The sequence below is a fragment of the Novipirellula caenicola genome, from assembly GCF_039545035.1.
GTDB classification, from domain to species: Bacteria; Planctomycetota; Planctomycetia; order Pirellulales; family Pirellulaceae; genus Novipirellula; species Novipirellula caenicola.
Genome location: NZ_BAABRO010000016.1, coordinates 122,308 through 138,383, shown reverse-complemented (window position 1 = coordinate 138,383; position 16,076 = coordinate 122,308). Strand labels below are relative to the sequence as shown.

The 16,076-nt window shown below is 55.6% G+C and carries 11 protein-coding genes; 4 read left to right on the top strand and 7 right to left on the bottom strand.

Annotation, left to right across the window (positions count from 1 at the left end):
• Positions 1–27: 27 nt before the first annotated feature.
• The gene (locus tag ABEA92_RS24440) at positions 28–1,278 is read right to left on the bottom strand and encodes a cell surface protein (protein WP_345687190.1); all 1,251 of its coding nucleotides are present in this window, start codon (positions 1,276–1,278) and stop codon (positions 28–30) included.
• Positions 1,279–1,634: 356 nt separating this feature from the next.
• On the opposite strand from ABEA92_RS24440, the gene ABEA92_RS24435 reads away from it, so the two are divergent.
• Both ABEA92_RS24435 and ABEA92_RS24430 read left to right on the top strand, forming a co-directional pair.
• Positions 1,635–2,051 carry a DUF6384 family protein gene (locus ABEA92_RS24435; RefSeq protein WP_345687188.1) on the top strand — a complete coding sequence of 139 codons (417 nt, stop codon included), beginning with the start codon at positions 1,635–1,637 and terminating at the stop codon, positions 2,049–2,051.
• Positions 2,052–2,112: 61 nt separating this feature from the next.
• The gene (locus ABEA92_RS24430; protein WP_345687186.1) at positions 2,113–3,588 is read left to right on the top strand and encodes a coiled-coil domain-containing protein; all 1,476 of its coding nucleotides are present in this window, start codon (positions 2,113–2,115) and stop codon (positions 3,586–3,588) included.
• 116 nt (positions 3,589–3,704) lie between these two features.
• Here ABEA92_RS24430 and ABEA92_RS24425 read toward each other — a convergent pair whose 3' ends face one another.
• The 4 genes from ABEA92_RS24425 to ABEA92_RS24410 all read right to left on the bottom strand — a co-directional run bounded on the left by ABEA92_RS24425 (position 3,705) and on the right by ABEA92_RS24410 (position 8,523).
• Positions 3,705–4,526: a type III pantothenate kinase gene (locus ABEA92_RS24425; protein WP_345687184.1), complete on the bottom strand. Its 822-nt coding sequence runs from the start codon at positions 4,524–4,526 to the stop codon at positions 3,705–3,707.
• On the bottom strand, positions 4,523–5,713 hold the full coding sequence (gene obgE / locus ABEA92_RS24420) for a GTPase ObgE (protein ID WP_345687182.1): 1,191 nt from the start codon (positions 5,711–5,713) through the stop codon (positions 4,523–4,525). Before obgE ends, ABEA92_RS24425 begins: the two co-directional genes overlap by 4 nt.
• Positions 5,714–5,897: 184 nt before the next feature.
• The gene (locus ABEA92_RS24415) at positions 5,898–6,902 is read right to left on the bottom strand and encodes a hypothetical protein (protein ID WP_345687180.1); all 1,005 of its coding nucleotides are present in this window, start codon (positions 6,900–6,902) and stop codon (positions 5,898–5,900) included.
• A gap of 70 nt (positions 6,903–6,972) precedes the next feature.
• Entirely contained in the window at positions 6,973–8,523 is a 1,551-nt protein-coding gene (locus ABEA92_RS24410) for a hypothetical protein (RefSeq protein WP_345687178.1), read from the bottom strand.
• Between the two features lie 931 nt (positions 8,524–9,454).
• Here ABEA92_RS24410 and ABEA92_RS24405 point away from each other — a divergent pair.
• Entirely contained in the window at positions 9,455–11,143 is a 1,689-nt protein-coding gene (locus ABEA92_RS24405; RefSeq protein ID WP_345687176.1) for a sigma-70 family RNA polymerase sigma factor, read from the top strand.
• Between the two features lie 94 nt (positions 11,144–11,237).
• On the opposite strand, the gene ABEA92_RS24400 is transcribed toward ABEA92_RS24405, so the two are convergent.
• Entirely contained in the window at positions 11,238–12,278 is a 1,041-nt protein-coding gene (locus ABEA92_RS24400) for an SAM-dependent methyltransferase (protein WP_425572488.1), read from the bottom strand.
• Positions 12,279–12,321: 43 nt separating this feature from the next.
• The gene (locus ABEA92_RS24395; RefSeq protein WP_425572487.1) at positions 12,322–13,545 is read right to left on the bottom strand and encodes an amidohydrolase family protein; all 1,224 of its coding nucleotides are present in this window, start codon (positions 13,543–13,545) and stop codon (positions 12,322–12,324) included.
• A gap of 249 nt (positions 13,546–13,794) precedes the next feature.
• Between ABEA92_RS24395 and ABEA92_RS24390 the strand changes: the two genes are divergently transcribed.
• The gene (locus ABEA92_RS24390; RefSeq protein WP_345687212.1) at positions 13,795–16,020 is read left to right on the top strand and encodes a serine/threonine protein kinase; all 2,226 of its coding nucleotides are present in this window, start codon (positions 13,795–13,797) and stop codon (positions 16,018–16,020) included.
• Positions 16,021–16,076: the final 56 nt, after the last annotated feature.

The following is a 16,076-nucleotide window of genomic DNA, read 5'->3' as shown; positions in this document are numbered from 1 at the left end:
GCTACGGGAAAGTAGCAGCGAGCTTGTTTAGCTCTTGCCCAATTCGCCGCGGGCGTGGCGTGCGAGCGTTTCTTGGTACTTCTTTTTGCCCTCTTCGACGCTCTTGCGAATCGCCTTGGTGCTCTCTTCGCTTTCGCGTCGTAACTCGGCAATCATCTCCAACGATTCGACTTGGAATCCGCTGATCGCATCCACCAATTTCTGAACCGATTCCGGATCGATCGTGCTGCCGTAACCAGCCTTCAGTGCGGCCCGTTCAAGTTCGCGGCCGAGCGTGGCAACGTCCTCGAGCCCCTTGTTCACTCCGGCCTTCATCGCCTCGGTCGCCTGTGTGACTTCGTGCAACCCATGTTGGCTGGTGTAGACCGTGCCAAGGATGGTGAAGACGTGTTCGTTGGTGGTAAAGAACGTGACCGAGCGGCGATAAACGCGTTCTTTCACGTCGTGCGTTTGCTTTAGCTTGGTGATCAACGTTTCACCGACGTCATAGCCGATCTCTAAATTTTCGGCGATGTCTTTGAGCAGTTGGTACGTTTCGTCCTCTTTCTCGTAGCGGTGACGTGATTCATCGCGAGCGAGCTCGGCTTTGCTTTTGCCCCCTTCGTCGTCACCGGCGTAGTTGTCTAGTGCCTCTTGCGTTTTCGCCAAATCGGCCTTTGCCGCCTCGAGAATCGGAACCTGCATATCCAACAATTCGCGAGCCAGGATTTCGGCTTCCTTCAGTGCGAAACGGAAATCGATATAGGCATCCATGATCAGCTCTTCGGTCTTCAGAGCTTCTTTGGTGTCTTTGGCCACGTCTCCATAGATCTCGACGATCTTTTCAAAGCGATCGCTCGGGGTCCCACGGCGAAGCTTCATCCACCAGTTGGAAACTTTTTCGGTGCCACTGATTTTGCCATCATCAAGCTGTCCGATCAGCCGCTTGCTGTCCTCGCGGACCGAGTCGAACATTTGCGTGATCTCCATGTAGCGGTTGCCGATTTGAATGCTTTCGACATTGTCGCGTACCAGCGAGTTGAACGCGCTCATGTGTTTGATCACCTCGGCGATTGCAATCACTTTGCCTTCGTCCAAGTGACGAACATTTTCGAGCAGCGAAATCAACTCTTGAGGTGCTTCGTTTGCACTAGCGCCACCAAATTTCTGCAACACGTTAAGCGCGCGATCGAGGTACTCACGCATCGATTTGGAATCACGTTCCCTCGCCACTTCGGCGGCCGAGCGAGTCTCACTCTTTTGGGGTTCGGGTGCGGACGCTTGTGCTTGGTCGGACATGCCGTAATTCTCCACGATTGATTGGCAATAAAATTGCCGGAGTGATCAGTCATTGCACTCATTAGATTAGGGGCAACCAGCTCAGATGGCAATCATACACGGGGGTGCCGGAGCGACTTGGAATGCCGCGCCCTGGCCGGCTATTTTTTCAGCCTAGCGCGAATTCCGTTGGAATCCCGCAGTCGCATCATGTGAAGGCATTCCACGGGTACGTTTCAGCGGAAACTAAATGTTTTTACCGGTCACTCGCAGCTAACACACTCGGAAAAAAGGCACGATTGCATAGAATAACCAAGCGACATGCCTCGTTTGTTTTCGCGCCCACCCGTTTACTCGTTTGCCAGATCCCACGTGTAATGCCCAACGCCAACGCACAGCAACAGGCTCCACGCCGAGCACGTCCGCATTCGATGTCAGCGATCGAATTGCCCGGCCAAAACTTGACGCTCGAAGAAACATTGCGAGTGATGGACGTCGCTCGCGAGATGCGGGACCAGCGTCAAACCGCCGAAGAAATGTTTCGCCACGACGACGTGCGGACAAACCTTCGCAAAAAATTAACGCGTGCCGCTCAGTTGTCAGGCGACAACGTCACCGAAGCCGAAATCGATGCGGCAATCGATCAGTACTTGTCGACGCTGCACACCTACGAAGATCCAGAGCCGGGACTAAAAAGCTTTCTTGCTCATTGTTGGGTGTGGCGAGATCGCATTCTCTATGGTGCGGGCACGCTTGCCGCCGCGAGCGGTTTACTGTGGTATTTGTTTGCTTGAAATGGTCGATTAGTTCGCGTTCGTGTCGGTTGGATCTGCTTCGCTACAAGGTTTCACTGCAATGCCTATTTCCGGTCCCGTGGTTCATCGTCAATTGATTGAAGCTTATGCCAACGCGCAAACGCGGCTTGAACAAGAACGGCAACGGATCTCGTCTTCCAAAGGGGAACGCGAAAACCTCGAAGATCATCGTGGCGATGCATTGGTCGAATTGGCCGAGCATTATTTGCCGGAACTGAGCGTCGAAGCGATCCGTGAAACGTGGAGCGAGGTTCGTTCGAGTGTCGCCGACGTTTTGATGCGGAAAGAAGATCATCGCCGCCGCGTGCGTGAGTCGCTCGCCGACGCCAATCGCAAACGCGAGCAGCTCGAGGCCGAGTTGATGGCAATCAACATCGAATTGGATGCCGCGAGGGAGGCCGAACAAGAAATTGCTGACCAAGTCGAACAACGGCTGCGAGAATCGGACGAATTTGTGCGGCTTTCGGATCGCGCCGCCGTGGCCGAAGCGGCACTTGAACGCGCGGAAGCGAATTTGCAAGAGATCGATCAGGACGCCGCTCGTAAATTGCCCGCTTATGACGACAGTGCATTGTTCCGCTATTTATACGATGAGCGTTTTGGCACCGAGCAATACACCAAACGCGGATTCGCACGACGGGCGGACCGTTGGTTGGCCAAGTTCATCAATTACCAACAGGCGAGAAAGAGCTACGAGTTTCTAAAACAGACACCCGAGAAAATGCGTGAGATCATTGCGTCGGACCGCCAAGCGTTTGACACCGTGATGAATGAACTCGAGCGGCATCGGGACGATGTCGCCAGGAAGCTGGGGTTAGAAGCCAAAATTTCAGCACGCCAACATCTCGAAGCGAAGCGGGAAGCTCAATTGCAGGTTCTTAACGAAGTGACCGAAAGCACTCATGGAATCGAACGTGAATTAACCGAGCTTGATGACAGTCGAGGGCCGTACTATCGCGAAGCCATTTCTATTTTCCGAGGCATGCTGGAAAAGACCGACAGCCGTGAACTGCGTGAACGAGCCAAGGAAACTCCCGAGTTGACCGACGACCAAATCGTGGCCCGATTGGTGGGAGTCGAACTGGAGATCGACGAGTTAGAAAAAACGGTGGAGTCGCGGCGAGACAGCTTGGTCCACATGCAAGCGATGATGGATGCGTTGGGGCAAGTCATTCAGCGGTTTCGCGCGTTGCAATTCGATTCGTCTCGGTCGCAATTCGTCGGCACGCTCGACGTGCTAGACGACCTGTACCGGGCCCGTGACGTCAGTGATGTGAATGGTTTGTGGGAACGCATCCGGTCGGCTCAACGCTGGGGGCCCACCGCAGCCGAAAAGATCACCCAAGCGGCAACACATCCGATGACGCAGGTGTTGATTAACGCAATGGCGCATGCCGCAGGCGGTGCGATGCAGGCGCATGCACGCCGCGCCGGACAACGTCGCGGCCGAAACCGAAACCGCATGATGTGGGATAGCGATGACTCATCAAGTGGTGACCATCGCCGCCGACGCTAGAACTGCACTTCTGACAATGTAGAAAAGGCTTTCCAGCGAGCCGGGGATGCTATGACCGGCTTGACGGCTTTCCCACTCGTTTTGCCGACGCCGGGGCGACGTCTCGCGACATTGCTTCAGTCAAGATCCAACAAGCCTTGGCAAACCAAGTGCGCATGGGTGACGTGCTTGCTTTGAATATGTGGCGAGATCACTGCGGCGTCGCCACCACAGAGGATTACGACGGGTGGCTTCTCTGCGGCGGTATGCCCGTCGACAGCGGACTGCTCGCAATAGAAGGCGATCAATCGGTCGATCGACGCCGTTACACTCGTCAACACCCCGAGCCGGATCGCGGCCACGGTGTTGCGTCCTGGAATCGAGACGACGTCTGGATTCTGCCAATCGATCATCGGCAGTGCCGCGGTGCCCATGGTCAATGCGTTGGTCTGCAGGGTCAATCCCGGCAAGATTGCTCCGCCGGCAAACGCCCCCTCGGTGTTCACCCAATCGACGGTCACGGCGCTGCCTGCGTCGATCACGATCAACGGAGCCGCGTAGCGATTGTGTGCGGCAAAGGCGCTGAGCAATCGATCGATTCCCAATTGGGCGGGCGAATCGACGTCAATCGCCATCGGCACATCGCGATACGAAATCAGACGCCGCGTCGATTGCGGAAATGACTGCTCGACTTGTTTCCACAGCGGATCCGACGCACGCTGATTGACGCTGGCGATTCGCCACTGCCATGCGTCGCTGTCATCACGTGTTTGTTCGCGTACCCAATCGACAACCGAGTCGCACCATCGCGACCGATCCAAGGCAAAGGACTGATGAATCCAATCCGAGTTTGCTTCGTCCGCAGTCACTGCTGACGAAGGCATGCTATTGCTACGGAGCGACAACTTCACTGCCGTGTTGCCCACATCGACCGCGATCACGCCGGCCGGCCGCTTCACGTCGCATCCTCCGACTTTGACTTGGCTTTTTCCTGCGATGCTTCGAGGTCAAAGTCGGTCGCTTGATTGTCATCGGACATCAAAGCCGTCGGACCAGCCAAATGAGGTGGCAAGCGCCGGTGGGGCTTGTCGGGCTGATCCGCGGACGAATCGCTAACGGGCGCGTTCTTTTTTGCCTTGGCGGCCAATGCGGCTTCACGGCGTTTTTGCACCCGATCCATGATCTCGTTTTTCAGTTCCTCGAGCCCCTCGCCGTTGAGGGCACTGATCATGTGGACATGCTTGCCCGTCACTTCGGCAAGCGATTGGCGCAGTTCTTCGGCGCCTTCCATTTCCGATTTGCTAACCACGACGATTTCTTCGCGTTCCCCTAGCGACGCATCGTACTGCGCCAATTCGGCGCGGATCGCTTGATAGTTGTGTAGCGGTTCGGTGCCATCGGTGGGTGAGGGTTCGACAAGATGGACTAACAATCCCGCTCGTTCAACGTGACGCAGAAATTCGTGGCCGAGTCCGATGCCTTCGCTGGCCCCTTCGATCAATCCCGGAATGTCCGCCAACACAAACGATCTTTCAATTCCGATCTCGACGATGCCAAGGTTCGGGTGTTTGGTGGTGAATGGATAATCGGCAATCTCGGGACGAGCACTGGTGATGCGGCTCAGCAGCGTGCTTTTGCCGGCATTCGGCATCCCGACCAAGCCGACGTCCGCGATCGATTTGAGTTCGAGAATCACATCACGAGACTCGCCCAACTCGCCCATCGTTTTTTCATAAGGAGCGCGGTTGGTGCTGGATTTGAAGGACGCATTGCCGCGGCCGCCTTTGCCGCCGCGGGCAACAACGAAGCGATCGCCTGGCTCGGCCAAGTCCTTGATGACAAATCCGTTTTCGGCATCGATCACCGTGGTTCCCGGAGGCACAAACAGCGTTTGATCTTGGCCTCGACGGCCATTTCGCATCGAGCCTTGTCCAGGTTGCCCCTTGGTCGCTCGATACATCCGCCGGTTGGCGAACGCGGCGAGCGAGTTCACACCGTCACGGGCTTCTAGAATCAAACTAGCTCCATCCCCCCCGTCGCCACCGTCAGGGCCACCGCGTGGAACGAATTTCTCACGGCGGAAACTCATACAGCCATCACCACCTTTGCCGGCGTGAAGCTCGATTCGAACGCGATCAACGAACATGTTGGGGATTCTTACAGAACAGAAAACGGCTGACCCCAGTGAAATGAGGGCCAGCCGCGGTTGGATGGTGGCAACGCGCCGCGTTCGGATGCCAAGCGTGCTTCGGGTTTCTGCCGAGAAAGTTGACGGACTTTCGCAGCGGGTGAAAACTCGCTTTTACTCGATCATGCAGCTAAAACGCATCCTATCTGAAAATCCAGCGATAGTCGAGTCGCTCGTCCAGCCCGTAGTGCTCTAACACGTACTTCTGTTCCTTCGCTTTCTCGTAAGCTGGCACGCCAAACCGAATCGTGTCGAGGTTTTGAGCGATGGCGTCGCCGGGGCGATAAAAGTTCAGCTGCAGGGCCTTCTTGCGATACGGCGCATCGGCCCCCTCGCCATCCTGCTGAAACGCGTTGGTCAAACCGAAAACGTCGACGGAAAAGAAGTCCAACTTCGGATCGACATCCTCCCACGTCGCGACACCCCAGACGCCTGGCGCCGCAGGGTCGCTGGTTCGCGGAACGTTGACGCGTGAAATCTCGACGGTGTTGTACAGCGGAGCGGTGATTTGTTCGCGAATCGCAATCTTCTCTTTCGCGGTCGGCAAAATTCGATCGAGGTAACGCTTTCCGGTGATCCGATTGTTCAGCACCAACATCGGAAACACGCGGCGTGATTCATAGCTGACCGATTCAATCCGCTCATACACGTCCTTGCCGCCAATTTCGTCCGCGGCGGGACGCAGATCGCCACCGAGATAGCGAACGCGGAAAACCATGTACCACACCAATTTCCGCTGCAATCGCCCATCGGCACGCGGTACGTCGATCAAAATTTGGCGAAGCGGTTTGAAGGCAAATTCAAAACAATAGATCTCTCGCCGCAAGAACACCTGCTGAGCCATCTCGGCCAACATTCGGCTGCGTGGATCAAAATGAGGTGTCCCTTCGGGATGCGAATCGCCGCCCCACAGAATTTCTGGATGCCCGTCGAGCAAGGTCTGTAGCGTCAGCGGTCCGTCGAACGTTTCCACGGGATCCGGAGCAGGCGGGATCACCGTCACCACGCCCGGAGCGAACTTGGTCTGCTCAGTCGACGAGGGATCTTTCACAGCATCCGCTGCTTCCTTGGCCGCCTCTTGCGCGAACGTATTGCTGAAAAAGGCGAGACAAAGCCCTGAGGATAAAATGGCTCGACGAGAAAACATATTCATACCATCGGTGTGGTGAGGAATCATTACGGCTATAAGATTTTGAATCTGGCAATGGGGACGACGATTACCGCACGTCGCTTGCCGAGGAAACCGGTTGGTCGCCATCGCGACGGGTTTGGATCTTCGCGCTGGTGGCGATCTCAACATGACCTTCAGCGGCGACGTTGGGATCACGGAACCGCAACGTCTCGCTCAATTGTACATGCGAGCCGCCAAAAGCGTCGACGGAATCACCTTCCATCGTAAACGTGGCAAGGACACGACGGCCCGAATCATCGGAAAAATGCTGGATAATCCAGCGGATTGGAACCTCTTGAACCGCGCCGCGAGCAATCACGGTCAACACCGAAAGCCCCTCGTCGCTGACCGTTTCATTGGCCAATTCCAATTGGACCAACTGCTCGCCCAACGTCTTTTTAACGTCTTCCTGCAGCGCCGCGATCGTCCACTGTTTGCCTTCGGCAAGCTTGGAAAGACGCCGGAAATCGCACTGCGCGATGCTGCGATCGTTCTCGATCATTCGCATCATCGCCACCCCGCGGGAATCGGTCATCATCCGCCAACGTCGATCCATTCGAGTGGAAATTCCCACTTGGTCGCTCTGCAATTCCACCAACAAATGGGTGGGATCGACCGCTGCGGTGACATCCGTTGGCAGCGGCTCTGCAGACATTTTGATCGGTTTTGCAAGTGGCTGCCGAACCATCTTGATCGTCGCAGCCACGTCAAATCCAGGAACCGCAATCCCGATTTCGCGGGTCTCGTGAACCGCCATCGCAAACCAAGTGGTCACGCCCGCTTTACGATCGAACGTCATCTTGCCTACCACGCGGATTTTGGTCGGGACGCCTTCCACACTGCCGTCCACGTTGCCGCGAATTTGAATGCGAGCATCGCTTGCGGTAACCGAGACCACTTCGGCTTTGACTTCGCTCTGTTCGACCGATGACAGATTCAATAGATAACGCATCGGTTCGGAATCAATGACGTATTGGTCGCCAACCACCACTGCATCGCTAGGCAACATCCCGTCGACCGCGACGCTCGAAACCGGAACTCGCAACAAACCGAGTTCATCATTGGTCAGCGATTCGGTCGTCGAGTACAAAACCTCGGGCAACGTGTCTCGACGCAACATCATATGCGCCACCGCCGATCGCAATTTCGAGTGGCGTTTCAGACCGTTCAGCTCATTGATGCTTGCGGCTTCGTGATAGAAACGCTCGGTCGCCGTAACAAACGAACCGATCTCTGCGTCGCTGGGCAATCGGTAGCGTTCTTCGTAGTCAAACACCGCTTCGCTTTTCAGCGGTACCACCATCGCTTTTTTTCGCGACACCAACGAGTTGGCGGGAATGTTGACATTCCCTTCGACATCCAGCTCCATGCGAACGCGGAACAATTGCGAAGTAGCATCGACCGCAAGTGTCACGGGCTCGCTCACTTCGTTGGCGGTCTGGGCCGCCGCCGGTTCCTCTGCATGGGCCATAGCGACCGAGACCGAACTGGCTGATACCGCAGTGCCTGCGATCAAAACCGAGGCCATTCCTAAGAACTTTCGCCGACTTGCGGTGGTTTCGCGGGCCAGGGCGTTCGAAAGAATTTGGCGTGACATATCCAACCTATTTCAGTAATCAGAGTTAATACGAGCTTCGAAAACCATTGCGACCATGGCGAGTGGCGGTTGCGAAATCCGCGCTACGAAGCGTCCACCATGCCTCTGTTTGATCGACCATCCTGAGGGGGACAGCTAAGAAAAAACCGGCACAATCCACAGAAACGGCGCAATGCGGTGAACAAACCCTCGCTCGCCCCAGCCGCCAACGGGACAAGCACAATGGCAGCAATTCGCAATCTGCAATCCCTCTTCGCAGACAACAATCACCCCAATCGGCGCAGCAGGGTCGACAGCAGCGACACCCCCCTGTAGCATTAGCTGACCTGTCATGTGCAGCGAGGCAGTCTCGTAATGAGACGAGGTGACCACGGACGGGACGAAACTTGCAAACATTTAGAAATTTTTACAATCGAACTGGACTATTGGCGGGCAGAGCCCCAGAACGGGTATTCTGCTGGAGGGACGCTAAAGCGTTGCAGACGAACAAGTTTCGTAAATTTTTCGGAAGAATTTTGTCTGAATCGGCACACTTTGGCCCCAAATTTCCTATACATCTCCGTTGGTCAGTTAGCCGGTGGTTAGTTTTCAGTGCGAAGGCACCTCCAAGTCGGATTTCGCGTGAAATTGCTTAATCCTTAGAAAAAAGTGAACATCCACCGGATTTAATTGGTCAGAAATGGAAACGTAGTGTGCGTTTTTCGCGTACTATGAGTGAATGCCAATGGCAAGGAGTCGTTGGTGGTTTCGCAACGCGAAGTGGGATTGGAAACTTTCTTTCCAATCGCGTTTTTCGGAAGCGAAACAAACAGTATCTTGCCCTACGGATAGGGTGATACCCGGGCAACACCGGTACGAAGTCGAGCGATCCGCCGGGGTCGCAGGGAATTCAATCGACATCACGTACCATAGCACTGGGAAGGGAATGGCGATGCACGAAGAATATCGCGACGCAAAAATTCAGGAACTCCGTGATCAGCTGACTCGATTTGCCCCCAAGGCAAAAAAGGTCGAGCAAGCTGCTCTGGCAGAAAAGCTCTGCAGCGAGATCGAGCCCAATCGGCCGTACTCGTTCGATTACCTTTGTTTCCGCATCACGAATTATCGTCCCGAAAAGCCAAGTCGACACAACGTCGAGGCGGCGGATCTGAAGCACGATCTGCATTTGCTGATCGAAGACCTCAGCGATTCGGCCGACGTGGCGGTTAACGAGTTCAGTGAACCGGTTCACACCGTCGATGACCTGAGCCGTTTGTTCAGTGTTTCCACCAAGACCATCAGCCGTTGGCGTGATGCCGGTTTGGTCAGCCGCCGACTGCTTTTCGGCGGACGAAAACGCGTTGGATTCCTGCACAGCAGCGTCGAGGCGTTCATTGCCAATAACCGCGAAAAAATCCGTCGCGGCGAACGCTTTAGCCAGCTCAGTGATGACGAAAAGAGCGAGATGGTCGAACGCGCCCGCCAATTGGTCGAAGGCGGAGCGAGTCTGTCCGACGTCACCCGGCAATTGTCCGAGCAAATGAATCGCAGCCCGGAAACGATTCGTTACACGCTGAAGAATTTTGATGCCGATCACCAGTCGCTGGCGATCTTCCCCAACCATCGTGCGACGTTGACCGACGACGACAAACGCGCCATTTTCAAATTGGCGACGCAGGGCGCTTCGGTGTCCCAGTTGTGCAAGCGATTCAAACGCACGCGTTCAAGTATCCAGCGGATCTTGTTGGACATGCGGATGCAGCACGTGATGGAGTTGCCGTTGGACTACATGTACAACGAAGACTTTGACGCACCAGCACGAATTCTCGAAGCCCGCGAAGCCGAAATTTTGGCTCCGCTTCCTGAAGCCACCACGCCGCCACGCAAAGTGCGTGTGCCCAGCGGATTGCCAAGCTACTTGGCCGCGTTGTACGACGTGCCGCTACTGAATCGTGAACAAGAATACCACTTGTTCCGCAAAATGAACTACTTGAAGCACAAGGCGAGCCGATTGCGAGACAGTCTCGAAACGGCCGGTGCATCGCGTACGGCGATCATGGACCAAATTGATTCGCTGTACGAAGAAGCGGTCAAAGTGAAGAACAAGATCGTGCAAAGCAACCTGCGTTTGGTCGTTTCGATCGCCAAGCGTCACGTTGCCAGCAGCGATGACTTTTTCGCTTTGATCAGCGATGGCAATATGTCGCTGATTCGGGCGGTGGAAAAATTTGATTACTCACGTGGCAACAAATTTAGCACGTACGCTTCGTGGGCCATCATGAAGAACTTTGCTCGTACGATTCCAAGCGAGTTCAAACATCGCGATCGATTCCGCACGACGACCGAAGAATTGTTCCTGTCGCGTCAGGACGATCGACTTGATCCTTATGCCGAAGAAACCGTGCAGCGTTCACGACAACGTGAGCTGTCAAAAATCTTGGACCGCTTGGATGAACGCGAACAGAAAATCATCACCGCTCGCTTCGGCCTCGGCCGTGGCAACGAACCGCTCACGCTAAAGGAGGTTGGCGACGAGATGGGTGTGACGAAGGAACGTATTCGTCAACTCGAAGTCCGTGCGTTGATGAAATTGCGTGAAGCTGCCAACGAAGCGAAGATCGATGTCGAACTCGGCTCGTAATCGCATTCGGCTGTAACCCGCATTCGATTGAAGCCCAACGTTGAATCAACCTCCCGCTGCGACACCAGCATCGCAGCGGGAGGTTTTCGTTTCATCATGACGAATGTCGTCCTGGCAACCGCACCGCGAAACAGACTTCGCAGCGATTGCGAGCGAGTTGGCGAATTTGAACATCGGTCGCTCCCCAGGACTCGACCTTCCTTCGCCACGCTTCGATTCGCTCGGCAGCGTCATAGTCCCCCAGCTTTAACGTGATCAATAGACCGCGAAAATTGCTGTTGCGATTGGTGACGATATTGGCGACGGTCGCCAACGTTTGGTTTGGCGTGACACTGGAATCGACCAGCATCCATTTCGCGCCACGGAACTCGCGGCGAGGCAAATCATCAGCGCGGGCGACGATGTGGCGAAAACGAGGGTGCTGGGCGATTCGCGGATCCATCTCGGCTGGATCGATCCCGATCACATCCATGCCTAATTCAAGCAGACGACCGCAGGCGCCGCCGGGCGCTGACCCGATCTCGACGGCAAGATCACCTCGCTGCATCTCAAACCCACTCCACTGGATCGCTTCGGCGGCTTTGTAATAGGCACGCGAAACCGGTTCTTCGGCCAAATCGATGGGCTGGATTCCTCCGGGCCAACGTGTTGGCCATGTCTCGGCTTCGTGCGTGCCGATGAACCAATGTGACGGTTCAAGCAAGACGACATCAAGAATTTTTTCGCCGGGCTGGGCGACGCGGTTCGGAGCGTCCGAGCGAATCCAATCCGCTGCAATCTTTGCATAAATTTCCTCTGCAATCGCTCGGGAGACCTCGTCAATTCCTGGCTCAAAATCGAATCGACCGATTGGGGCACGATCTTTGGGCCACAGATGCAATTGGTCAAAGCGAAATTCCGCGGGATAACGCTGTTCGAGCAATTCGCGAAGCGTTTTGATCAGCGATGCTCCATCGGTTCCGCGTGCTTGTCCAAGCGATGACGCCGAGGTTCGGATAAAGATCCCTTTAGGCGGGGTGCGGGATTCGTCATGTTTGGCCGTGACAAATCCAGGCCGCGAAAACGCGAGTCGCCAGCCTTCGGACGTGATCGATGCTTTGACCGCTTTCTCGGCCCCGTAGGCGCAACACATCATTGCGAACGAAGGACCTGAGGACGGTGTCGTTGATGGTGCTTTCTTATTCACTGCGAGACTTTTCGGGGGTACGGTTGGGGAGATTGCGGCGAAATGCGGCGAGCCGCTCTGCGACTCCGGGGATCAATTTCGCGGCATTTTCATGATAAATTTTCTTGAGCACGTCCTCTGGCAGATCAATGCCATCGATCGTCCACATGCCTTGCGGGGGAGGCACTTTCTCGCTGTACGGAAAGTTCTCGTCTCGGGTCTCAAAGAACCGCCAATAGTAGCGAAGCCTCGCTTCGGGCCACGGGCCATCGGTCCCAAACAGAATCCGATCGGCATAACGCAGGAAGAAGTCGCGTGCGGTATACGGTTGACGTCCCAGCTCGTTAATCCGCGACGAAGGCTCGACCCAAAGATTGGGATACGTGTCCAGCCACTTTGCAACGGTCGCCAAGTCTTCGGCATTGTTCGCCATATGGGCGCCGATGAATTGGGTTTGCGGATGCCGTGCGATCACACGGTTGCGATCGGCGAGTAGCGAATCACGCGACGGGAACTCGTCACCGTAAAAACTCCAATCCGGGTGCCGGCTCAGTTCTTCCCAACGTTCATTCGTTTCGTCGATGGGATCAAAAAAGGCGGCGGGATCGGCGGTGTGAATGATCACCGGGATGCCCAGCTCGCCACACGTCTGCCAGATTGGATCCCAGCGTGGATCGTCAATCTTGATCAGCGATCCGTCGGGGTTTTTGTAACCGAGTCCAAATCGCTTGAATATTTTCAGCCCACTGACGCCTTTGGTTACGGCATCACGCAGTTTTTCGCTGGTCCGCTGTGCAAACCCGTGGCGATGACAATCCCAGCTCGCAGGATCCTCGGCGGCGCCATCGCCCTGCCAATCGATGTTGGCATAAATCACAAAGCGATCGCGATGTTCGGTCCACAGTTCTTTCATGTGAGCATCAAGCTGGCTGCCAAGTTTGCCGTCCAGCGAAACACACACGGCAATTTGATTGCGATCCATCAGCTGGACAAAGTCGTCGATCGCCTGTGAATTCCCCCGCAACTTGTAATAGAAGTGAGTGTGCACATCGACCACGGGAAACGCCGCGTGGGTGCGGGGGTGGGCCGGCACACGAAGCTGGCTGCGAGGACGAAAATTCCGCAATAAAAGCTCTCGGCCGTCACGCCCGTCCAGCGGAGCGTCCGGGGGGGCAGCGAGCGTAGCGTTTTTGTTCGATTCAGGCGATTCAGGCGACTGTCCGGCGGCGATGGACATTGGAAATAAGACGACGCACACGCACAGAACCGCTGAAATGATCCGCGGCATCGCGGTTATCGCAAAATGGGTGAAACGACGCGGGTTTGCGAAGAAAATTTTTCCGGTTCGAGTGATTGGCATGTTCTTGCGGCGGCACCACGTTTGGGCGGCAGCCATATGAACATTCTCCGGTACAATAACGTCGTCTAAGTTAGCCATCATCGTCTTGGGTCATTGAATGTCATTGGTTGGTAAACACGGGTGAACATGGATCGAACGGAGTACCAGACGGCAGGCGGCCAATCGGCCAGCCAAAAACTCTCGCTAGAGGCTACCACGCCCCCCGCGGAAGTTCCTGGCTATCGGCTGCAGCAATTTCTTGGCGCCGGGGCGTTTGGCCAAGTTTGGGTCGGACTCGATTTGAACACCGGACGCAGCGTGGCTGTGAAATTCTATCTGCACCGCGGAGGTGTCAATTGGTCGCTACTTAGTCGCGAAGTCAAAAATCTGGTCCAACTTTCCGCGGATCGCCACGTCGTGCAAGTGCTCGAGGTCGGTTGGGACGCGGTTCCACCCTATTACGTGATGGAATTAGTCACCGGGGGATCGCTCGAAGACTTCCTTGAACATAACCACCAAATGCCCGTAACCGAAGCGGTCGACATGTTCCGCAAAATCGTGGTGGGGCTGAACCATTGCCACGGCAAAGGGGTGCTGCACTGTGACCTGAAACCCGCCAACATTTTGCTCAGCGACGACAACGAGCCCCGCTTGGCCGATTTTGGGCAAAGCCGGATGTCGCATGACCAGACGCCGGCGTTGGGAACGCTGTTTTACATGGCTCCCGAGCAAGCCGATCTAAACTCGAGTCCCGATGCACAGTGGGACGTGTACGCCGCCGGTGCCATCTTGTATCGGTTGCTGACGGGAACGCCGCCGTATCGCGACGAAACCATCGTCGACGAAATTGATACCGCCGGGTCGCTTCCCAAACGACTCGAGCGGTATCGCGAAGCCATTCAGAAAAGCGAGCCTCCTAACGGCCATTTCTTGGTCCGCGGTGTGGATCGCATGCTAGCCCGGATCGTGAACCGATGCCTCGCTCCGAATCCAGCTGATCGTTACGAGAATGTGCAGCAAATCCTGCAGGACCTCAATCGTCGCGAACGCACCCATGCGCGTCGCCCGCTGATGTTGCTGGGAATCGTCGGCCCGCTGTTGGTTTTGCTGGCAACCGGGATCTTCGCAGCTCGCAGCGTCGAGCACGCAAGCCAGAGCACGATCAAGGCGCTTCGCCAAGAAGCGTTTGGCAGCAATCAATTGGCGGCCAAGTTTGCCGCTCGCACGCTGGAAAGCGAAATCGAACGTTACTTTCAAGCCGCGCGAACGGAAACACGCGGTCAGGAACTTCGCAAACTACTGCAAGAATCATTCAACCACCCCGAGATGAAAGCGGCACGCGAGATCATTGGATCCTCGCGAAGCAGCAAGGCCGAGAAAATCGCTGCTCGCGAAGCGATCCTTGACGCTGAACCTCGGCTAAGAATCGACCGTTGGCTGAGTGAACGATTGCAGCGATACGATGATCCATCTCCCTCGTCGCGTCGACCACGTTTCGCGACGATGTTCATCACCGATGCGATGGGAACGATCATTGGAATCGTCTACGACGAAACTATTCCACGATCCCAAAACAGTGCGGGGCGTAACTTTGCGTTCCGTGGTTATTTCCATGGTGGGCGGAACGATCTCGATCCAGATACTCCACCTGAAACCATCGCCCCGCTCCAACGAGCTCATTTGTCAGCTGCTTTTCAAAGTACGGCAACCGGGCTTTGGAAAATTGCGGTCAGCACTCCGATTTATTTCACCGACGACCACTCTCGTCCCGACGCGGTGTTCGTGGCCACGATCAATCTCGGTGATTTCCAATTGCTGCAAAGCGAACAGGGAGCGAACCAAATCGCCGTGCTGATCGAAGCACGCGAAGGCCCGATGCGGGGCACGGTGCTGCAACACCCCCTGATGGATCAGCGACGTGAAGCAGGTGAAACGTTGGCAGGCGAAAAGTTCCAAGTCGATGCCAAATTGATCGACCGGATAATGGAAGGAGGCGATGTCGATTACCGCGATCCCGTTTCCAATTGTGTCGATGGCAAACCCTACGCCGGCGATTGGATCGTCGCGATGCAGCGAGTGGAATTGCCTGATCCCGAAAGTCTTGAATATCCGCCCGGCAGCGAGATCCCCAAAGAGACCACCGATCTATTGGTGTTGGTGCAGTACCGACTTTCAAAAGTCATGGCGCCGGTCGGGAAAATGCGTTCGGTACTTTTGACGGAAGGGGCAGCGGCCATCGTCTCGATTTTGTTTGTCACCATCATCTTATGGATCTTTGTGCAACGCACCGGCGAATCACGAGTCGCGGCCGAAAGCGTTCCAGCGAAAGACACCAGCGACCGAACCGGAATGACCGAGACCATCGCGGTTTGATCTTTCACTCGCGGAACTGATACACTTCAATCCAAAAGAAGTTCCCCTCGCAGGCT